At 49.7% G+C, this 19,430-nt stretch carries 21 protein-coding genes; 17 read left to right on the forward strand and 4 right to left on the reverse strand.

Annotation, left to right across the window (positions count from 1 at the left end):
* Positions 1-150 precede the first annotated feature (150 nt).
* From AC1RVX_RS23535 to AC1RVX_RS23545, 3 genes are all read left to right on the forward strand, one after another.
* A complete protein-coding gene (locus AC1RVX_RS23535) occupies positions 151-1,884 on the forward strand; it encodes a glutamine--tRNA ligase/YqeY domain fusion protein (protein WP_493219019.1) in 1,734 nt (577 codons plus the stop codon).
* Positions 1,885-1,969: 85 nt separating this feature from the next.
* Entirely contained in the window at positions 1,970-2,542 is a 573-nt protein-coding gene (locus tag AC1RVX_RS23540; RefSeq protein WP_493219020.1) for an ATPase, read from the forward strand.
* Positions 2,518-2,685, forward strand: coding sequence for a hypothetical protein (locus AC1RVX_RS23545; RefSeq protein ID WP_493219021.1), 168 nt, complete (start codon positions 2,518-2,520; stop codon positions 2,683-2,685). Before AC1RVX_RS23540 ends, AC1RVX_RS23545 begins: the two co-directional genes overlap by 25 nt.
* A 45-nt stretch (positions 2,686-2,730) precedes the next feature.
* Here AC1RVX_RS23545 and AC1RVX_RS23550 read toward each other — a convergent pair whose 3' ends face one another.
* From AC1RVX_RS23550 to AC1RVX_RS23560, 3 genes are all read right to left on the reverse strand, one after another.
* Positions 2,731-3,282 carry a DUF4399 domain-containing protein gene (locus AC1RVX_RS23550; RefSeq protein ID WP_493219022.1) on the reverse strand — a complete coding sequence of 184 codons (552 nt, stop codon included), beginning with the start codon at positions 3,280-3,282 and terminating at the stop codon, positions 2,731-2,733.
* A gap of 415 nt (positions 3,283-3,697) precedes the next feature.
* A complete protein-coding gene (locus AC1RVX_RS23555; RefSeq protein WP_493219023.1) occupies positions 3,698-4,423 on the reverse strand; it encodes a hypothetical protein in 726 nt (241 codons plus the stop codon).
* Positions 4,424-4,856: 433 nt separating this feature from the next.
* On the reverse strand, positions 4,857-5,768 hold the full coding sequence (locus tag AC1RVX_RS23560; RefSeq protein ID WP_493219024.1) for a LysR family transcriptional regulator: 912 nt from the start codon (positions 5,766-5,768) through the stop codon (positions 4,857-4,859).
* A 114-nt stretch (positions 5,769-5,882) separates the two neighbouring features.
* Here AC1RVX_RS23560 and AC1RVX_RS23565 point away from each other — a divergent pair, with 114 nt between their 5' ends.
* From AC1RVX_RS23565 to AC1RVX_RS23590, 6 genes are all read left to right on the forward strand, one after another.
* A complete protein-coding gene (locus tag AC1RVX_RS23565) occupies positions 5,883-6,704 on the forward strand; it encodes a putative hydro-lyase (RefSeq protein WP_493219025.1) in 822 nt (273 codons plus the stop codon).
* Positions 6,705-6,878: 174 nt separating this feature from the next.
* Positions 6,879-7,754 carry a DMT family transporter gene (locus tag AC1RVX_RS23570; protein ID WP_493219026.1) on the forward strand — a complete coding sequence of 292 codons (876 nt, stop codon included), beginning with the start codon at positions 6,879-6,881 and terminating at the stop codon, positions 7,752-7,754.
* A 95-nt stretch (positions 7,755-7,849) separates the two neighbouring features.
* Positions 7,850-8,329 carry a DUF4124 domain-containing protein gene (locus AC1RVX_RS23575; protein ID WP_493219027.1) on the forward strand — a complete coding sequence of 160 codons (480 nt, stop codon included), beginning with the start codon at positions 7,850-7,852 and terminating at the stop codon, positions 8,327-8,329.
* 46 nt (positions 8,330-8,375) lie between these two features.
* Positions 8,376-8,750: a YkgJ family cysteine cluster protein gene (locus AC1RVX_RS23580; RefSeq protein ID WP_493219028.1), complete on the forward strand. Its 375-nt coding sequence runs from the start codon at positions 8,376-8,378 to the stop codon at positions 8,748-8,750.
* 83 nt (positions 8,751-8,833) lie between these two features.
* Positions 8,834-9,307 carry a hypothetical protein gene (locus AC1RVX_RS23585; protein WP_493219084.1) on the forward strand — a complete coding sequence of 158 codons (474 nt, stop codon included), beginning with the start codon at positions 8,834-8,836 and terminating at the stop codon, positions 9,305-9,307.
* 18 nt (positions 9,308-9,325) lie between these two features.
* Positions 9,326-9,673, forward strand: coding sequence for a TfoX/Sxy family protein (locus AC1RVX_RS23590; RefSeq protein WP_493219029.1), 348 nt, complete (start codon positions 9,326-9,328; stop codon positions 9,671-9,673).
* A 64-nt stretch (positions 9,674-9,737) separates the two neighbouring features.
* Here the strand turns inward: AC1RVX_RS23590 and AC1RVX_RS23595 are convergent, their stop codons facing one another.
* Entirely contained in the window at positions 9,738-10,310 is a 573-nt protein-coding gene (locus AC1RVX_RS23595; RefSeq protein WP_493219030.1) for an outer membrane beta-barrel protein, read from the reverse strand.
* Positions 10,311-10,623: 313 nt separating this feature from the next.
* Between AC1RVX_RS23595 and AC1RVX_RS23600 the strand changes: the two genes are divergently transcribed.
* The 8 genes from AC1RVX_RS23600 (at position 10,624) to AC1RVX_RS23635 (ending at position 19,350) form a co-directional block, all read left to right on the forward strand.
* Positions 10,624-11,325, forward strand: coding sequence for a hypothetical protein (locus AC1RVX_RS23600; protein WP_493219031.1), 702 nt, complete (start codon positions 10,624-10,626; stop codon positions 11,323-11,325).
* 213 nt (positions 11,326-11,538) lie between these two features.
* Entirely contained in the window at positions 11,539-12,792 is a 1,254-nt protein-coding gene (locus tag AC1RVX_RS23605; RefSeq protein ID WP_493219032.1) for an MFS transporter, read from the forward strand.
* 343 nt (positions 12,793-13,135) lie between these two features.
* Positions 13,136-13,972, forward strand: coding sequence for a heme-binding protein (locus AC1RVX_RS23610; protein WP_493219033.1), 837 nt, complete (start codon positions 13,136-13,138; stop codon positions 13,970-13,972).
* A 125-nt stretch (positions 13,973-14,097) separates the two neighbouring features.
* Positions 14,098-15,291, forward strand: coding sequence for an FAD-dependent oxidoreductase (locus AC1RVX_RS23615; protein WP_493219034.1), 1,194 nt, complete (start codon positions 14,098-14,100; stop codon positions 15,289-15,291).
* Positions 15,292-15,343: 52 nt separating this feature from the next.
* Complete coding sequence (locus AC1RVX_RS23620) at positions 15,344-17,356, forward strand: flavin monoamine oxidase family protein (protein WP_493219035.1); 2,013 nt, start codon at positions 15,344-15,346, stop codon at positions 17,354-17,356.
* A 210-nt stretch (positions 17,357-17,566) separates the two neighbouring features.
* Positions 17,567-17,929: a VOC family protein gene (locus AC1RVX_RS23625; RefSeq protein ID WP_493219036.1), complete on the forward strand. Its 363-nt coding sequence runs from the start codon at positions 17,567-17,569 to the stop codon at positions 17,927-17,929.
* A 2-nt stretch (positions 17,930-17,931) separates the two neighbouring features.
* Positions 17,932-18,408 (forward strand): EVE domain-containing protein, encoded by a 477-nt coding sequence (locus AC1RVX_RS23630; protein ID WP_493219037.1) that lies wholly within the window; start codon positions 17,932-17,934, stop codon positions 18,406-18,408.
* Positions 18,409-18,558: 150 nt separating this feature from the next.
* Complete coding sequence (locus tag AC1RVX_RS23635; RefSeq protein WP_493219038.1) at positions 18,559-19,350, forward strand: hypothetical protein; 792 nt, start codon at positions 18,559-18,561, stop codon at positions 19,348-19,350.
* Positions 19,351-19,430 lie beyond the last annotated feature (80 nt).

Consider the following 19,430-nt stretch of genomic DNA (forward strand, 5'->3'; position numbering starts at 1 on the left):
TACTGCGCCTTACTTAATTGTCAATTAACGATTAGTATAGTGTGCAAATGACAAATACTGGACTTGCGCAATAATTTTCCGGCAAGATGCAATGCCGCCGCACAGCTATTGCGCAAGTTAAAAATACATACAGTTTATTACGTTACAACTATGAGCAACGACACTAAAAATAACGCCAATGCAACTCCAGCAGCACCGGTTTCCAATTTTCTGCGCGCCATCATCGACAATGACCAGGCAGCAGGCAAGTATGTACGCGATGGCATGCCAACCGTCATCACCCGCTTTCCGCCAGAACCGAATGGTTACCTGCACATAGGCCACGCTAAATCCATCTGCCTGAACTTTGGTCTGGCGCGTGATTACGCTGGCCGCTGCCACCTGCGCTTTGATGACACCAATCCTGAGAAAGAAGACCAGGAATACGTCGACACCATCATGGACAGCGTCAAATGGCTGGGCTTTGACTGGAACAACCAGGGCGTGGAACACCTGCATTACGCCAGTGATTATTTTGACCGCCTGTATGACATCGCCGAATACCTGATCGGTGCAGGCCATGCCTATGTCGATAGCCAAAGTGCTGCCGACATGGCTGCCAACCGTGGTGATTTTTCAAAGCCTGGTGTGAACTCCCCTTTCCGTGATCGCCCTGCGGCAGAATCACTGGACCTGTTGCGCTGCATGAAGGCGGGTGAATTCAAGGATGGTGAACACATCCTGCGCGCCAAGATAGACATGGCATCACCCAACATGAATTTGCGCGACCCGGCCATCTACCGCATACGCCATGCTCACCACCACCGCACGGGTGACAACTGGTGCATCTACCCTATGTATGACTACACGCATCCACTGTCTGATGCAATAGAAAACATCACCCATTCGATCTGTACCCTGGAATTCCAGGATCACCGCCCTTTCTATGACTGGATCATAGAACGCGCCGCCGAAGGTGGCTTCTTCAAAAAGCCTGTACCACAACAATATGAATTTGCTCGCCTGAACCTGACCTATGTCGTCACCAGCAAACGCAAATTGCGCCAACTGGTAGAACAAAACATTGTCAACGGCTGGGACGACCCGCGCATGCCTACCATCGTCGGCATACGTCGCCGTGGCTACACGCCAGAGTCATTGCAACTGTTCTGCGAACGCATAGGCGTGACCCGTTCTGATGGCTGGATCGATTACAGCACGCTGGAAGGTTGCCTGCGTGAAGACCTCGACCCCAAAGCACCACGCGCCACCGCCGTACTACGCCCGCTGAAACTAATCATCGACAACTTCCCCGAAGGCGAAAACATCGCCTGCACCGCGCCTATCCATCCGCACCACCCTGAACTGGGCAACCGCGAATTCACAATAGGCAAAGAACTGTGGATAGAACAGGAAGACTTCATGGAAGTACCGGTCAAAGGTTATTTCCGCCTCTTCCCTGGCAACAAGGTACGCCTGCGTTATGGCTATGTGGTTGAATGCACAGGCTGCGACAAAGATGAAAACGGCAATGTCATCGCCGTGCATTGCAATTACTTCGCCGACAGCAAATCCGGCACCGAAGGCAGCGCCAACTACAAAGTCAAAGGCAACCTGCATTGGGTCAACGCCGCCGACGCACTGGAAGCTGAAGTCCGCCTGTACGACCGCCTGTTCACCGACGCCAACCCGGACGCCGGCGGCAAAGACTTCATGACCTTGCTGAACCCGAATGCGCTGGAGGTCGTACGCGCCTACGTAGAACCTGGCTTGGCGACCATTACACCAGATACGCGCTTGCAGTTTGAACGCCATGGTTACTTTGTTGCGGATCGTGTGGATTCTGTGATGGGGAAACCGGTGTTTAATCGGGTGACGACGTTGAAGGATAGTTGGGGGAAATAATTGAACTGGAAAAATAGTACTGGCCTTTCAGTACTATTTTTTATGTCAACACCATCGACAAGCAAGTTTTATTGGAAAATGAACCATGCATCAGCCCCATGTCATCGTCATAGGTGGTCCCAATGGAGCAGGCAAATCCACCATTGCGCCACTAGTGTTGCGGGACTATCTTGCGGTGCCGGATTTCGTCAATGCTGATCAGATCGCTGCGGGTTTATCAGCGTTTAACCCTGATGGTGCGGCCTTTGAAGCTGGCCGCATCATGCTGCGTCGCTTGGATGAACTGGCCGCGTCTGGCAAAAGCTTTGCGTTTGAATCAACCTTGTCAAGTCGCACGTTTTCTGTTTTTTTAGGCAAGCTGAAAGCGCAGGGGTATCGTATCGATCTGTGTTATGTCTGGCTTCACAGCGCTGCACTGGCACAGGAACGGGTAGCATTGCGCGTGAAAATGGGCGGGCATAATATTCCACCAGATGTCATCACACGGCGGTATGCACGTAGCATACAAAATTTTCGTGACTTGTATTTGCCTTTGGCTGACAAATGGAGTGTCTTCGATAATTCAAATGTCGAACATTCAAAAATCGTGGCTGAATCAGAAAACAATACAATTATTATTTATGAGGACAGTATATGGAACAGCATCAGCAAGACCTGAGCGACCCCATTGCTACAAAATTGCGTGATACTGCGGCAATGGAAAAATTAATGCAACAAGCTGTCAGAGAAGCCGTCGATAAGGCACAGCGTTTGGGATTTCTCCCGACACCAGCGTCCGCTACAACAAAATCAGAGTCGTAAGGCTGATGCTCGCATTTTAGTAAGATGCGCTCATATCAATCAACGTCACCCCTTGCTCGGCAAGACTTCAATCACAATTTCTTTGCTGGCGATGTAATAAGGCACGTGCTGGTGGTTGGCGAACATCAGGCGTAGTTTGTGTTTGCCGGGTGGCAGGTTGAGGACGGTTTCGGTTTCACCGTTGCCAAAATGTTTGTAATGCTGGTGTTGGTATTCATCAGCACGGTCAAAGGGGATGGCTTTTTTGATGTCTTGTGGCAGGTCAAGGTCGATCAGGATGTGATGATGGCCCGTGCCTTCGATCTTGCCAGCTTCGACTGGCGCGACCCCCATGCCAGAAACGGAAAACACCACCCTGAACGGTGAATGTACCTTGTCACCATCGCGCAGATTAAGAAAATACAGGGCCTTGTCACCGACCGGAAAAGGCAGGGTACGCTCTAAAGCACTGACGCTGCAGATGGTGGATTCTGGTGTGTTGACAGCAAGTACGGGTTTGTCCTTGCTGGCAGAATAGGTCAGGCAAGGCAGGGTTAATAACAGTGCCGCCAGGTAGCTGACATGGGGAGCATGAGGTTTTTTGAATTGAAATTTCATGATGTTGTCTCTGCTATGGTAATTATTCAAGTCACTGTAAAGCAATCGGGCAGCCTGTCTTTTTTTTGGCAAGCTAGCTTGGGCAGGCAGGAGCATTGCCTTTAATGCTCCCCCTATAGCGACCAGGCACGCCATTAAAGCATGGCTTGTCTATGCTGCAAAATTGATTATGCCAATCTGAGTTATTGCTATTGGCTATGAACGATATTGCATGATTACACCAGCACGTAGTCAATAACTTACTGCGCACAGGGATTTCGCTATTGATGATCTTGTTGCCTGCATTACGGACACCTGTATTCGCCTGCATTCGCCAGCTTCACTACACCGCCCCGACTGTTTTTTCGATTTTCTCAGTCCTGTATCTGTATCAGGCGAACCGCATAAACTATTTAAACTGCTCCAGATTGTGGCATCAATATCCCCTGGCACCGACAGATTTGGCGCGTTGACCGGCGAATTGCCCTCTTCCAAAACCTGTCAAATTCCAGTGACCAGACACGGCACCTGTCTTGAGATTTATTTTGCCATCGAAACTGGCTGAGCCTGCCAGACCTTTCCCTGTCATTTGTACGACCCCATCGGTCGATACTTTACCGGTAATCGTGAAACTGGTATGGGCTATGCCCGAATCGGCAGAACCAAAGATGCTGCCGATGCGATCAACATGGATATAAAACGTACCTGTATCGGCACCGCTATAGCTACCGTAATAATCGCCAAGAATACCCGTATTGCCAGATTCACTGGCATCGCTTTGTGCAGACTCTCTGGCCAGCAACGTTGCCTGCGAGCGAAGTTGGGCAAGGTCGACTGTGGATTTGGTGGGCACATCTGCTTCAGCGCCTGCTGTTATATCGGGAATTGATTTTACAGTTACCGGAGGCGCAGGCAATTTCTCGACTGATGCAGGATTCGCTGCCGTATTGGATGGATGCACAGACTCTTTTTTTGCAGCTGGTGACGATTCTTGATGCACTGCTTTTTCATGCTCCGTTTTTTGTAGCATTGGATATGTTCGCGTCGTCACAGTCGTCAGGAAAGCCACTGCATCTCCTGGCATGCCCTTGTCTGTTTGGGGAGCATTGCTGCGAGATAAAGCCAGGAAGAACAGGGCGTGCATCACCAGGATGATAATCAAAGACCAAATCCGGATTTGGCTACCTCCATGCATTGTTTGCTGTATTGATGTCATTCATGTACCCACTGTTCTGGCATATAGCATAGCGATCATGACGACGCCATCCCCCTCATGTTTCCGTTGCAGCCTTCAACTTACTGCGTCAGAGGAAATTTTAATAATCTTGTTGCCTATATCGCTGACGCTGACTTCTGCATTCGACAATATTACTACACCCTTGCCTGCTTTTTTATCGAAAGCAATATAGCTGCAGTATCCGCAGGTCCTGCCTTCCAATCCTATGATGGCGTAGTCGAATTTATTTTTATAGCCACTTGAGACAGAAGTGTAATTTGTGAGGTTGAAAACGAAATTTTTGGGGATCAAATTCGTGAACAAAACATGCGTCCTACTCACAAAAAAACTAAAATGATCCTGGAGCAAGCTAACGGTTTTAGCGGGTCAGTGGCAGCAATAGACCACTTTGTCGCAAAACCTCTCGCGCCATCCTGACCACGGCGCCATCCGCCAGACCTTGCTCCTGACGCAGATAAGAAACGTAATAATTTAAGGGGTTCAAGACTGGCTTGGCAGCCAGCGGATATATGATGCCACTGTCAATTTCTGCAGCGACCACGGCGCGTGGCAAGACTGCGATGGCGTGGCCTGCAGCAACCAGCTTGACCATCATGGCCATGGAATTGCAAATGCTGAGATTGGTCGCTTCATGTCCTTCTTGCCGGAACCATTCGGTGACGATATTGTTAATCGTCGATGGTGCGGGCATGGCCACGACGGGCATGGCTGCCATGCCAGATGGCGTCAAGTCTTGCGCGGCCAGAACGGTCTGGGTAGACGCCACCCACAACAGTTCAACCTGACCAATGGCAACATCTGCCACATGCGGCGCAGATATGGGGTCGCTCAAGATGGCAATATCCAGCTCACGCGCATTGAGCTTGCGGCTGAGGGTCGCACCAACATCCACGGTCAGTTCTATACGCAATTCAGGATATTGCACCCTTAGTCGCCCCAGCAGGGTGATCAGGCCGGCCATGGCGCTGGACTCATTGGCACCCAGGCGCAACAAGCCACGCATGGGGTTACGCCGCTTGCCGATTTGTTCCAGGTCATCGGCCAGGCGCAGCATTTTTTCAGCCTGCGCCAGGACATCATGCCCTTCCGGCGTGATAACGGCGCGATGGCCACCACGTTCAAACAGCTTTACCCCAAGAATATCTTCCAGCTCATTGATTCTGGCGGAAATGGTGGGCTGGGTCAGATGCTGATGCCTGGCAGCCGCATGAAAACCACCCAGGCGGGCTATCCAGTAAAAACTTTCAAGTTGCTGCAGTGATGGTCGCATGATAAAAATATTTTATCAAAAATTGATAGTATTTTCAATTATCTTCTATCAACCTGAGCGATCTATACTTTCATCAAAGGACACCGATACCAACTCACCATATCTGGAGCAGCCATGCAATCCTCTTTAGTCAGTACTCAAACAACAGCTCAATTCAACACACTGTCACCTGCCCAATTGCGTCAGGCAATACGCCGTGGTGAATGGCGTAAGGAAACCTCTGGATTGGCACCCGGCTTTGTGCAAGTCAATCTGGTGATTTTGCCAGCATCAGTCGCCAGCGAATTTCATCGCTTTTGCCAGAAAAATCCCAAGCCTTGCCCACTGATTGCCGTGTCTGAAGTCGGTACAACGTACATCAGTGCTTTGGGTACTGATCTTGATATCCGTACCGATGTGCCACGTTACCGGGTTTTCCATCACGGTGAAATGGTTGCTGAACCGAATGACATCAAGGACATCTGGCGCGACGACATGGTGACATTTGCCATTGGTTGTTCGTTCACGTTTGAGCATTCACTGATAGAAAATGGCATTGCCATTCGTCACATAGAACAAAACCGCAACGTGCCCATGTATAGTACGAACATACCGACGGTGCCATCAGGTAATTTCCAGGGGCCGCTGGTAGTGAGCATGCGTCCGATGAAGGCCGCAGACGCCATACGGGCGACACAGATCACGTCGCGCTTCCCCGGCGTGCATGGTGCACCGGTACACATTGGCGACCCCGCCCTGATAGGCATCCATAATCTGGCGCGGCCAGACTATGGCGATGCGGTGGACGTATTACCAGACGAGTTGCCCGTATTCTGGGCTTGCGGTGTAACACCACAGGCAGCACTGGCACAAGCCAAGCCTGCTCTTTGCATTACCCATGCCCCTGGCCACATGTTACTGACCGATTTGCGTAATTGCGATTACTCCATCCTCTAAGAACCTGTTAACAATCTGTAGCGAGCGGGCGTCAGCGGCGGTGAAGAGCAGCGCAAAAAGCGGAATGTACTTTAGTACATGAGCATTTTGAGCGGCGCATGAGCCCCGCGTGGTCTTTGATTGCGCCCGCGCAGTAAGATCGTGAACAGGCTCTAACAGATCAGGAGCAATTGCATGGGTGTACTTTATGGCCTCGTGGTGGCCATCATCTGGGGTGCGCAGCCGGTCGTGGCCACGTTTGGTTACCGCGCATCACTGACCATACTGGATTTGACCTTATTGCGTTTTACAGTCAGCGGCCTGGTCATGTTGCCCTTGTTCTTGCGACGTGGTGCCTGGAATGCCTGCGGCATAGGTTGGCCCAGGGCACTGGTGCTGTTATTGCTGGCGGGCCCCTTATACAACATGGTACTGGTCGGCGGCCTGCATTGGGCACCTGCATCCCATAGCTCGCTGATTTATCCAGCGTTTACACCCTTGTTCACTTCCATATTGGCCAGATTGATGCTGGGTAAGCAGGATCGCATCCCTTTATTCGGACTTGGCCTGCTGGTGCTGGGTGTGCTGGTAGTTAAAATTGGCAGTGTATTGCAAGTGCATGGGCAGGCTTATCCTGATGCATGGTGCGGCGATCTGTTGTTCATGCTGGCAGCGCTGATGTGGTCGTTTTATATTGTCTTGATGCGGCGCTGGAATACTGACCCATTGTCGGTAGTCAGCGTGATACAGGTCGGTGCCCTGCTGTATGTGCCTGTGTATTTTATGTTTGAAGGTGGAGTTCTGTTCAAGAAGGACTTGGGTGCCATCATACTGCAGGCCGGGTATCAGGGCTTGCTGGTCAGCGTGATATCCGTTTTGCTGTTTAATCTTGCAGTAAAACAGATAGGTGCCAAGGCATCCATGTTTACGGCATTGATGCCACTAGTCGGTGTATCGCTTGCCATCTCGGTATTGGGGGAAAGCATGAGCCTGTCTCTGCTTGCAGGTGCGCTACTGATATCGGGTGGCTTGTTTTTATCGTTGCGAAGGACGAGTAGTACGGGTAAATAACGTTCTTATACTTCACTTATCGAAAGAGCTTGTACAATGCGTAGACTTCATTGTTCACGTGCCCACTCCATGGCAAGCCTAGATAACGAATAAGAATGAAAATATCTTCCCCATTTGCAATCAACCTTATATGCAAACTTGGCCTGTCAATGACCACCCTGGCCATGCTTGCCCCAATGGCACAAGCAGAAATTTATAAGTGGAAAGATGCGAATGGGCAAACCCATTATTCTGAAAACAAACAGGATGCAGGCAATGCCAAAGCAGAAGAAGTAAAAGTCAGTACACAGGCAGGCTCAGGATCAGCGCAAAGCTGGCAAGAGCAGGAACTGGTGTTCAAGCAGCGGCAGGCCGAACGTAAAAGTGTCAACTCCAGACCCAACACCAATCCCGCCGCCAAAGTCAATAAGAGCAACCAGATAGAAACAGATGCGACGCGCTGTGCAGAAGCGCGTCGTCTCTTGCCAGCCATTCAGGAAGGTCGTGCCTATCACCGGACAATATCTTCAGGCACCAAGGCTGATGAGAATGATCGCATGCTAGCCGAGCGGGATATCAGTCTGTTCTGTCACTAGGATCGGTCTCTGGCAACACCTGGAACCGTGCGATACTTCACTGCATATGCCAACACGCCCTGACATCAGCACAAATGATCCCTGCCTTACATGTGGTGCCTGCTGTGCCAGCTACCGGGTTTCATTTTATTGGGCAGAAGCGGACAGCCTACATATCCCCGAATTGTTGACACAGGCAATTACCCCAGTCTATGCCTGCATGACAGGTACCAACCAGGCGCGACCACGCTGCCAGGCACTATCAGGCGACATTGGTAAATCGGTGACCTGCACTATCTATGCACAAAGACCCTCGCCCTGCCACGAGGTACAGGCAGGCGATGAAAAATGTCAGAAAGCCCGGGCACGCCATGATTTGCCGCCCTTGCCTGCACCGTCAACAAGACAAACTGATACGGTTTCAGACAGCATGCCCACATAAGGTGTAGGATGCAGCCTGTCTAATTACATTAGTGAGAATTTCATTTGCCTAGCGACGCCGACAACCAACAGGTGCATGACGCCATGCCCGACGAAGATCAAATCATTCGTGAAGCCCGTCTGTGGCGCGACAAAGGCTGGACAGCACGCGTCATCAAAAACGACGATGATGAAGGCTGGGCCGTTGCCATGATCAAGGATGGTGAACCCGAACCAGCTCTGGTCGGTCCCTGGACCATGGGCCGGGACAAGAAAAATCCCAAGCCGCTGGATGCCAATGCCTTTGGCACCCTGGTAAAAACTGCGTCCGAAGTCATACGCCGTCATGAACAACAATTGCATGCGCAACTGCATAAGAGTCTGATGGTTGCAACTGTGGAAGCGGATTTCAAGATCATGCTTGATATCGTGCCAGATGAAGATGACCCCTATGCATGGCTCAGCGCCCAGGATGCCAATAATGTGGAACTGGCCAAAGTCAGGGTTGGGCCCAATTACAAATTGAATCAGCAAAATGCAAGAGCGTGGATTGCTGATGACTTTCGCCGTCCAGATTAATTTTTTCAGGATGAGGTTATGGCATCACAAGCAAGTTTTGTTGAATTTATTCTCGATCAGTTAAGTGCCTGTGACGAAGTGATCGCCAAGAAAATGTTTGGCGAGTATGCGCTGTATATGTCCGGGAAAATGTTTGCGCTGATATGTGATGATCAGTTATTCGTCAAACCTACGGCAGCAGGAAGGGAACTGTTAGGTACAGTCACTGAAGCCCCACCTTATCCCCAGGCCAAGCCCTGGTATCTGATTGATAGTGAGTTACTTGAAGACAGAGATGGCTTGACGGCCTTGGCACGTGCCACTGCTGCCGCCCTGCCAGTACCAGTAAAAAAAGCAAAGAAACCTGTTAAAACAAGTCGCGCCTGAAACTGCAGAATTTTGCTGGTGGCGTTGATAAGCAGAAATGTACTTATCAACTCCAGGCCATAACTTAAAAATTGTATTGCAAGCCAGCCGACAGATTGCTTACGGATGTTCCCCTATTAGAAAAAGTCTTGGGGTTATATATCTCAAATTCGGTCCGAACTGAGAGATTCGGATTGATCTTGTAAGTCAATCCAAGCCCATATAACGCATGGTTTTCAGTATATGCGTAACTCGTTGGGGGCAGGCCAGAAGTATCGTAAAAGGAATCGGTTTTCAAACGTGCTAAACCCAATTTTGCAAACCCGGAAAAAGCTTCATTGAATTCATAGTTATACACACCGGCCAGGCTGAACCCGGTTTTTTTTTGCTCGCTACGCCCAAGCGCAAGACCCGAATTGATCGATGTTTTTCCAGCTGAAAAATAGCTGCTTTCCACCGCAAAATTTTTGTCTATGTTATAGCCACCAAAAACCTTGTAACTGGTAGCTTTGGAATCGCAGTTTGTGCTGTCACTACAGTAATTGCCTTTGTCACTCTGACCAACCGAGCCACCGAAATAGACCTGGGCAGAAGCGAACGAACTGGCAAGCATGCCCGCAGTTGCGCACACGATAATGGAAATTTTTTTAATCAACATAAGAAACCTTTGTTCATTTGTTTATGTATCTGAACTGAATCAGAAAACCAGGCCTGAAGCATCAAAGGTTTATGGCCGCACGGCCATAAACAACATTTTGTTGCCCAGGGAACAAGTTGCAGTTTATATAAAGACTTGCAAAAATAAAATCAAAAATACCTAAGTACTGTTTTAGTAACTCATTGGTATCGACTGACTAGACTTTGGCAACGACTATTGAGCACGATGTTTGTCATCAAATTAGGCAGCAGTCTTGAAATTTATCCAACCGACGCGATATACATGAGCAGGAAGCTAAGTCACCGGAGAAAAGATGGCGTTTGACCCATTGAATCTGAAACAGGCATCGTCTGCTTTTGAACAGAGCCTTAACCGTGTCATTGATGAACGGGTAGCGCCATTGGTGGACAGATCCATCCACCAGGTGAGTAATGAATTATCTGAAGTGATACGCCAGGCCGGCGAGCAGGTGGACAGAAATATCGCCCTGCTGTCTGATGAAATCCATAGCCAGCGCAGCATGACCAAGGATGACATCAGAGAACTCATTGATTATTCCACCGCACAGATAGGCGCGGCGATAGACCAGCGCATACTCGCCATCAAGCATGAAACCTCCACACTGATCAATGAAAAAGTTGACTTGCTTAAGTGTGAACTGGAAGACGCTGCCATCAACAGCCGTAAGACCATGTATGCCAACGTCGCCATTTCCATCGGCGCAGCCGTCATGATGGCGCTCATTGGTCTGGCATATAAGAAAATATCTCTGGGTGAGTTAAATTTACTGAACGTGTTCAGGGTTACTTTATTGTCGTGTGCGACGTTTACTTTTGTACTGTCGATGCTGAAATTCATACAACGCTGGCGCAGTATGAAGCAGGTTAAAAAAGGGGTGGCGACGGTCGCCATCGGTTATCTGGGCATCTTGCGGCCAAATGGGGCGACTGGTTTGCTATTGCTTAGCGTCTGTCTGATGGCAGGCTGGACCTGGCTGTATCTGGGAAAAATCTGATTGGCCGCAAGCTGAATTTCTCAGCATATTGCAGTCCGGCAACAGGCTCTGCAAATTAAGCGTACAATTCAGGGGATATCTGATTTATTCATATCGATGAACTTTTCATGTTTTGCAGCATCACAACATGAAGTTTGTCCATGCTGATATGCATTTCCTGCTGTTTCTGCCTTTAGTTTTCATAGCGCCGCCCAAGCGCTTACGCCCTGACCTATGCAAACCAAGAAATTCAATCCTGTATTCAATTCCTATCTGATTTACATTGGTGTCGCAATTGCATCCGGCGGCGTTGCCTTATATACACCTATCATCGTTTCTGAAACCGGCAAAGCATTCTCGGGATTTTGGGCCGCATCGATTTTGTTTGGCTTGAACCTGGGGCGAGTGTTGGGCTCATACATGGGCTCCAGGTTTTCCCGCGTGGCCAATCACCCGCTGGTAATTTCAGGCAATATCTTGCTGGAAGGTATAGCTCTGTATTTCATGGCTTACCTGAATCAGGCTTGGGCACTGGCCCTGTTTGCCTTACTGGCGGGCCTGGGCAGTGGCCTGTCTTTCCCAGGATTAAAAAATTATTTATTGAAACTCAAGGGCCTGGACCAGACTTCCTTATTCAGCAAACTGGCTTTTGCCATTCGTATGGGCCTGGTGGGTGGTTACCTGACAGCCAGTTTTGTGCCGCATGATCAGTTGAAGCTGGTGTTCCTGATCGTCTTGATTACTTTCATCGTTTATGGCCTGTTCATGCTGATTGCCATGCGTGCCATCAGCGAGCATGAGCAGGAAGGATTGGCCCTGGAGCAAAAGGCGCTGGCAAGTGAAACATCAGAGACGAATGTAACTGAAGTCGCTGATGCAGGCAAACCGGTAGAACTACCGCTGATGTTTTACCTGTCGAATTCCGTATTCTGGTGCTTTGCTGTACAACCAATGATAGGGTTCAGCCTGCACATCCCCAAGTTCACCCCTGAAATACCAGTATCCACTCCCTTCTGGTTGGCTGCCCTGGTGATCATTTTTTTCCAGATACCAATTTCCAAACGCGCAGTACGCACGCTTGATCACTTCCGTTTTTTAAAGATAGGCTATGCCTGTCTGTTCCTCAGTTTTGCCCTGATGGTGGTGTTTACGCACAGCGCTGCTGCTGTCATCGCTTCTGCCATCTTGCTGTCTTTCGGCCAGGTGTTTTATGGCCCTTCATTGGATGTACTGGTGGCCCGCTTCGCCAACAAATCGGCTGCTGATACTGGCAGGCTGATGTCACAACAAATGTTTTATCAAAGCATGGGTACCATGGTAGGCAGCCTGGCTGGTGGCGTCTTGTTTGACCTGGCGCAGAGTATGAAGATGCCGGGACTGAACTGGTTCATGCTGGCAGCAGCCAGTCTGGTCATGATGCTGCTCAGCAGGAATAAAATTCCTTCGTTATATCACAGTGCAGGGCAACAGCCACAAAACGCAAATTAGATCAGCAAAGCGGGCTCTGACGAGCCCGCCTTTCGTTCCCCTCCATCAATCCGAAATGCAACGAGACCAGTCTGTCTGGCAGATACACGCATTTTCCAGTTACATTCCCTTGCTCTTTCTGTGAAAAGCACACAGCGAATAACCGCTGCACCGCTCACACGATTACGTAAAATCCCGCTTCACAAGTTAATTTTTTTACTATACTATTGATTAACTATACAATTGCACTTTAGGCAATCAGCCTTCAATCTATTTGCGCGCAGTCAGATTCACCCAGCTTGCCGAATTTCGCTCGACGTTTCTATATTTACCCATGCAGTAAAACCTCGGAAGGATGTTTTCTATGAACGCCAATTCACCTTTGCGTGCCGCAGCACCCAGCCATCAGGCAACGTCACCACTTGGATTCCTGTCTGAACTGGAAGGTACCTGGTCTGGCCGCGGTTTTAACCTGATTGCCGTCCCTGACAGGCAAAATGGTCTTGATTTTCGCCTGATGCTGAATTCCACCACAGAAAGAATACAATTCAACGCCATCGGCGGCGCCGTGCCCAATCGTGGTTCGGCACAACATGACATCAATATCTTTGGCCTGACTTATCTGCAACAAGTCAATGATGCACAAACGCTGGAAGGCATCCATATTGAACCCGGCATCTGGCTGAACGTGCCGGCAACCACAGCGCCACCAGGCAAAGCCAGCGTCGTCCGGCAATCCACCATACCACATGGGGATTCCCTGTTGGCACAGGGCAGCGGTTTTGGTGCTAAAGGCGGCCCGCAAATTGCCCCAGTCAGTTCCAAACCCACAGGCCCTGGCCTGGCGCACAAACTACTGGGTTATCTTGACCCTTACAAACTGTCAAAACTGCCACCGGGGATGAAACAGGAATATGTTGCGAATATGAATCAAGCTCTGGTCGATGCCATACAGGGCCAGAACATCATCAGCAATACAGTGCTATCAGTAGCATCGATACCGGTGGGTGGCATCGTGAATATTCCCTTTGTGACCACCAATGCCAATGCCACCAGGATGGATGCCATTTTCTGGATAGAAACGGTACAGCGCCCGGATGGCAGCCAATTCCTGCAACTGCAATACACACAGACCGTGATACTGAATTTTCTGGATATCGACTGGCCCCATATTTCCGTCGCGACCTTAATCAGGACATAACGTAAGCCCGCTTTTGCAAATATATATTGCATCGTGCCTGATCTTTACCTTTTCTGATCCGGCACGATGACTCGATGTAGACAGTCTATGCGTGCAACGCGCATTGAACACACAGAGGACATCAAATGAACAATGAAAACCACTTTGATGTGATCGTCATCGGTGGCGGCCCTATGGGTCTGTCAACTGCCTATCACTTAAGCAAACGCAAGGTAAAGACTCTGGTGCTTGAGCAATTTACCTTTCTCAATCAGTTGGGCAGCTCTGCCGGGGTATCAAGACAATTTCGCATTCCCTACCCGGATGAATACATGGTCAAACTGGTCAAGCAATCCATTCCTTTCTGGGATGAACTGCAAAGCCTGACACCAGTTCCGCTCATGGATAAAGTAGGCACTTTATGGTTTGGCGACCCGGATGTGCACTCCACCGAGGGCAACATCAAGCAGGCAGAAATTGCCCTGAAAGCGCAGGACGTTCCCTACACCACCGTCACTGCTGCAGAGCTTGAAAATCAATATCATTTCAGAGATCTGCCATCCACTTACACTGGTTTGTTTCAAGCCCAGGGTGCCAGCATAGACTTGAAGGCAACCCAGCAAACCTTGTTCAACTGGAACCGCGAATCCCGCCTCGTGACATTGAAGGAAGAAGCGCCGGTCACCAAAATAGAACATCGTCACGAGCAATTTGAGGTGACGACGCCGTTAGGTAATTTCACTGCAAAAAAACTGGTGCTTGTCCCTGGCCCTTATGCCAATGCCGTTTTCAAATTACTGAAGTTTCAGGTTGCTGCCACCTACTGGAATATGGCATCAGCATTTTATAAAAAAACCTCACCACAGACTCAATATCCAACCTGGTTTGTGTTTCAAAATCCTGTGGGCACCAACGGTAACCAGTTCTATGGGTTCCCTGAAGTCAGCTGGAATTACCCCGGCTATATACGGGTTGCGTCCGACTTTGTGATGACACCTCTCAGCTCACCTGAGCAACGCACTTTGGTGCCCAATCCACAAGAGCTGGGTTACACGGCTGAATGGGTTAAAAACCATATGTCGGGTCTTGACCCGTTGCCACACTATACCTCTACCTGTCTGGTGGCACTAAGCAAAATCCCCAACAAGGAATTGTTGATCGATTTTGCACCCGCCTACGTCCCGGCGCACAAGGATATCGTCATTTATGCGACTGGCTGGGCAGGCAAGTTTGTACCACTGCTAGGAAGCATCCTGGCGGATCTGGCGTTGGATGGCCACACCCCATTTGATATCTCGCATTTTGCAACTGGCTACAAATATTTTACGCAATGGCAATGAGCGGTTAAACCTCAACTCATCGATTCAACTACGACAACGATTACAGGACATCATGAAAACCAAAACCTATTCCATCTTCGGGGCCGGCGCAGCCGGCCTGTACACTGCCTGGCGCCTGTTAAGCGGGCAAACCAGAGAACATGAGCATAACAAGCTGCTGGGCAAGGGGGACACGCTCGAACTATATGACTGGGGCAAGTATGATTTCAGCAAAGAGAACCATGGTAGCCGCGCACCCGGTGCCCGCGTCTGCACCTGGCACTATCAGAATGACCCCAGCAAATCCTATGTAGAACTGGGTGGCATGCGTTATTCTGAATGGAATAGCAAGGCTAAGGATGCGAATGACGGCAAAGCCCCCGGCCATAGACTGGTGACAACAGTCATTTCCAAACTGGGCCTGGATCAATACTCCGTGCCATTCAATGAATCCGACAATCCTTTGTACTACTTGCGCAGCGAAAATTTTTACCTGCAAGATGTGACCTCGCGTAACCCCGCCCCCTACAATGCCAATAACTACCTTGCGAGCCTGTCGCCGAATCAGGGATTTTCTGTAGTTGAAGACTTGGCTGTCACCGCCACCACTGGCCCACAAACACGACGCGAATGGGATCTGTTTTATCAGCATGGAAAAATTACTGCCGAATTGCCGGAATCATCCATCTTCCAGAAAGGTGACAAGCTCAAGGATATCGGCTACTGGAATCTGATGTTTGATCAGTTGGGTTCTGAAGGTTATAACTATTCAGCTGACGGCAACGGCTATACATCAAACGTCATTAACTGGAATGCCGCAGTCGCCTTCCAGGCCAATAATGAATTCACGCCCGGTAACCAGTACAAAACTTTGACTACCGGTTATTCTGGCATGTTCAAAGCCTTGTTTGAAACCGTCAAGCAACTGGCAAAAGACAAGGGTGTGGTTTTCGACTATCAACCTAATCGTCGCCTGCATTCCATACTTGATATTGATCACGTCATCCATTACAGCATTGCCACGCGCGACCAGCCTAACAAAAAAGCCAGCAGTGGTACGACCGATGCGGCCTGGCTGGCCATGCCGCGCTATGCGCTGGAACTGGTAGCACAGGCGACACGCTACGAAAGCCATGCCGGACTGGATGTATTGAATGGTCAGAAAGTACAGTTGTACATGGAAGCAGCTATCATGCAACCATCCTACAAGATAGGCATGTTCTTTAAAGATCCATGGTGGCTGACCCAGGCCAGCTACCCACCTCAATTGACCAGTTACGAAGTTACCAAGGATGTCTTGCTGGCATTGGAAGCACAGCAGTTCCCGGAAAGATACTTGTTGAAAATCGCCAAACCAGCGATGGATGGACAGGCAGAAATCATGAACACGCCCTATTCCAGCACCCAGAGCCTGTTGAAAGTTGTGGAACAGCGCATACAGGAACGCCTGACAGTGCCACAGGAAGAGCAGTTATTGTCAGCATCCACACGCAATACCATAGGCCCCAGTGTCACGGATAATCCGGTACGCATGGTCGTCTATTTTGGTAACAATGCCACCGACAAGACTACCGAGCCGGTCTATGGCCTGCTGGCAGCCTATGACGACGAAATGTTCACTACCTTCTGGCAAGAACTGGAACTGGGGCCGGATGAGCAAAGACATATACCGTTATCCGAAAACACCGAGCCATTGAAAGGCCCGCGCAAGGTACCACCACGCATGCTGAAGATGGTGCGCAAGCAATTGGCGAACATTCATTTCGGCCCGAATGCCGACTTTAATGCCGTGCCAGAACCACTGGATGCTGCTTACATAGACTGGTCTTTGCCACCATTCAATGCGGGCTATCATGCCTGGGCTGCACATTATGATATCGGCGATGTACAGCAAAAAATCCGAAAACCTTCACAACTGGTACCAGGCGCAGACACCAATATCTTCATTGTCGGTGAAGCCTATTCCAATGACCAGGCCTGGGTTGAAGGTGCATACTGCACGGCAGAATCGGTATTGAATGATTTCTTTGGTGTCATACCGCTGATAGACAATACTCATTATCCTTTCATCTGTACAAGTAAATAAGCAGGCAAGTAAATCGACGGATTCACACTGGTAGATCCGTCGATTTTCTTCATCTTGCAGCTACCTGATTCACTCTCCCACACTTCAGACATTCCACCCGCAAAAGACTACTGACAAAAACTGACACTAGCCGGGCATAACATGGCCAGGCCTTGAGTACTTAGCTCAACGCCTAACAGCATGTTCCCAATTTTTAAGGAGTGTCATCTCATGTTTAATCCCGGCTATATTCTTTTGTATGTCTCCAGCCCACACGCCAGTGCCGCCTTCTATAGCGAATTGCTAGGTTTTGCACCGGTAGAAAATTCAGACACCTTTGCCTTGTTCAAACTGGAATCCGGTGTCATGTTTGGCTTATGGTCTGCAGCCACTGTCGAGCCAGCAGCAACCGCTGTGGGTGGCAGTGAACTGGCCTTTGCTGTCGCTGACCGTGCCGCCGTTGATGCCACCCATGCACAGTGGGCAGCACGTGGGCTGAGCATTGCACAAACACCATGTGCGATGGATTTTGGTTACACATTTGTAGCACTGGATGCAGACGGCCACCGCCTGCGCGTCTTTACGCCAAGCTGATCATGGCACGCAACTGGATCGCAGTTGCCTCGGCTGACCATGTTGCTCGTGGTCAGCGTGATGGTTTCATGCAGGTATGTCATGGCAAGGCCAGCCCTTTGCGCCGTCTGCAAGCTGGCGACAGGGTAGCCTATTACTCACCAAGTCAGGTTTTTGGCAGCAAAATCAGGCTACAGGCGTTTACTGCCCTGGGCATAGTCCAGCCGCGCGAAACCTATCAGGCAGATATGGGGGAAGGATTTCACCCCTACCGTCGCGACGTATTGTGGCTACCGTCGCAGGTGGCAGTCATCCATCCGCTGCTCGAAAGCATGGAATTTTCTGCAGGTGTGCGCAACTGGGCTTACCAGTTCCGCTTCGGTATCGTCGAAATCAGTGGCCACGACATGAGCATCATTGCTGCTGCCATGAAGGTGAATGTGGATACGAATATGGGTGAATCGAGTACAACAAACCAGCTATGCCTTGATTTGCCGTAGTAAGAATATAAGCGTACCAACCACAAATTGTGGCAAGATCGGTCTTTGCCGTATCCTCAACGTTGTTTTCAGAGAAAGATCAGCTTGCAGGCATTTCAAAGACATTCATTCCATTTTCCATTTCTGCACAAATTTCAGTTGCGCACGGGCTTGCTTACGTCTCTACTTGCCGCGCTGCTGGGGTTGACTGCCTGTTATCAGGGAAAAGAAGACAAGGCTATCGCATTAACACCATGGCTGAAAGCGCGTCAAGTTAGCAAAACACCCGGTGCCACCACGGACGCCAATAATAAGCAACAAACCAGCTATTCAATCCGCCAGCAAGAGAAATGGTGGTTGTTTTCCTTTCCCATCTGGCAAGACCTGGAATATGACAAAGTCAGTATCATCAACAATAAAACCATTGCTGTTGCCAGATCAGAAAAATTTTCCAAATCCATATCTGCCGATACCCATGTCAGGCTGCTGACTGAGGACGATAGTCATGGTGTCGATATTTGCGCTTCATCACTGGCCATCAACGCACCAGCCAATGCCAGCTTTATTGATTGTACTGATGCCAGTTCAGACAAAAAGCGCATCGTCACGCGCTTCAACATGAATGGCAAGCTTATGCAGACTTTCAGCATGCCAGCCAATGAATGGGAAGATCTGCCAACACCGGCAAACGTCGCTTTCTATGATGACGCACTACATCCCTACGTACTGGAAACAGCCAGGGACAGCACTTACTGCCGCATCATCATGCTGGGCCAGGGCAAAAACGCCAGCTTCTCCATGAATGCAAAAATAGGCAATAGCAAGTGCACTTCCGCAACAGATTGGGAAAAAATCAGTCAGAAGCACTTGCAACAGGCGGCAAACTTTGAAAATCTGGGACAAAACCTGCACATCAGGAAAGAGTTTCTTGATGAATCGCCAGAAAAGCCTGTGTCCAAATAAGGGGGTAAAGTCACTGGCATGGTTGCGACTGTACAATTTATCGCCACTTGCCACTCGCCAGGATTAAAATTCCAGTTCAG

It is taken from the genome of Undibacterium sp. GW821-FHT11B02, from assembly GCF_058808955.1.

Bases quoted from the DNA above. Each gene is read 5' to 3' on its own strand.
- AC1RVX_RS23535 (WP_493219019.1), top strand. From the start codon at position 151: ATGAGCAACGACACTAAAAATAACGCCAATGCAACTCCAGCAGCACCG.
- AC1RVX_RS23540 (WP_493219020.1), top strand. From the start codon at position 1,970: ATGCATCAGCCCCATGTCATCGTCATAGGTGGTCCCAATGGAGCAGGC.
- AC1RVX_RS23545 (WP_493219021.1), top strand. From the start codon at position 2,518: ATGGAACAGCATCAGCAAGACCTGAGCGACCCCATTGCTACAAAATTG.
- AC1RVX_RS23550 (WP_493219022.1), bottom strand. From the start codon at position 3,282: ATGAAATTTCAATTCAAAAAACCTCATGCTCCCCATGTCAGCTACCTG.
- AC1RVX_RS23560 (WP_493219024.1), bottom strand. From the start codon at position 5,768: ATGCGACCATCACTGCAGCAACTTGAAAGTTTTTACTGGATAGCCCGC.
- AC1RVX_RS23565 (WP_493219025.1), top strand. From the start codon at position 5,883: ATGCAATCCTCTTTAGTCAGTACTCAAACAACAGCTCAATTCAACACA.
- AC1RVX_RS23570 (WP_493219026.1), top strand. From the start codon at position 6,879: ATGGGTGTACTTTATGGCCTCGTGGTGGCCATCATCTGGGGTGCGCAG.
- AC1RVX_RS23575 (WP_493219027.1), top strand. From the start codon at position 7,850: ATGAAAATATCTTCCCCATTTGCAATCAACCTTATATGCAAACTTGGC.
- AC1RVX_RS23580 (WP_493219028.1), top strand. From the start codon at position 8,376: ATGCCAACACGCCCTGACATCAGCACAAATGATCCCTGCCTTACATGT.
- AC1RVX_RS23585 (WP_493219084.1), top strand. From the start codon at position 8,834: ATGCCCGACGAAGATCAAATCATTCGTGAAGCCCGTCTGTGGCGCGAC.
- AC1RVX_RS23590 (WP_493219029.1), top strand. From the start codon at position 9,326: ATGGCATCACAAGCAAGTTTTGTTGAATTTATTCTCGATCAGTTAAGT.
- AC1RVX_RS23595 (WP_493219030.1), bottom strand. From the start codon at position 10,310: ATGTTGATTAAAAAAATTTCCATTATCGTGTGCGCAACTGCGGGCATG.
- AC1RVX_RS23600 (WP_493219031.1), top strand. From the start codon at position 10,624: ATGGCGTTTGACCCATTGAATCTGAAACAGGCATCGTCTGCTTTTGAA.
- AC1RVX_RS23605 (WP_493219032.1), top strand. From the start codon at position 11,539: ATGCAAACCAAGAAATTCAATCCTGTATTCAATTCCTATCTGATTTAC.
- AC1RVX_RS23610 (WP_493219033.1), top strand. From the start codon at position 13,136: ATGAACGCCAATTCACCTTTGCGTGCCGCAGCACCCAGCCATCAGGCA.
- AC1RVX_RS23615 (WP_493219034.1), top strand. From the start codon at position 14,098: ATGAACAATGAAAACCACTTTGATGTGATCGTCATCGGTGGCGGCCCT.
- AC1RVX_RS23620 (WP_493219035.1), top strand. From the start codon at position 15,344: ATGAAAACCAAAACCTATTCCATCTTCGGGGCCGGCGCAGCCGGCCTG.
- AC1RVX_RS23625 (WP_493219036.1), top strand. From the start codon at position 17,567: ATGTTTAATCCCGGCTATATTCTTTTGTATGTCTCCAGCCCACACGCC.
- AC1RVX_RS23630 (WP_493219037.1), top strand. From the start codon at position 17,932: ATGGCACGCAACTGGATCGCAGTTGCCTCGGCTGACCATGTTGCTCGT.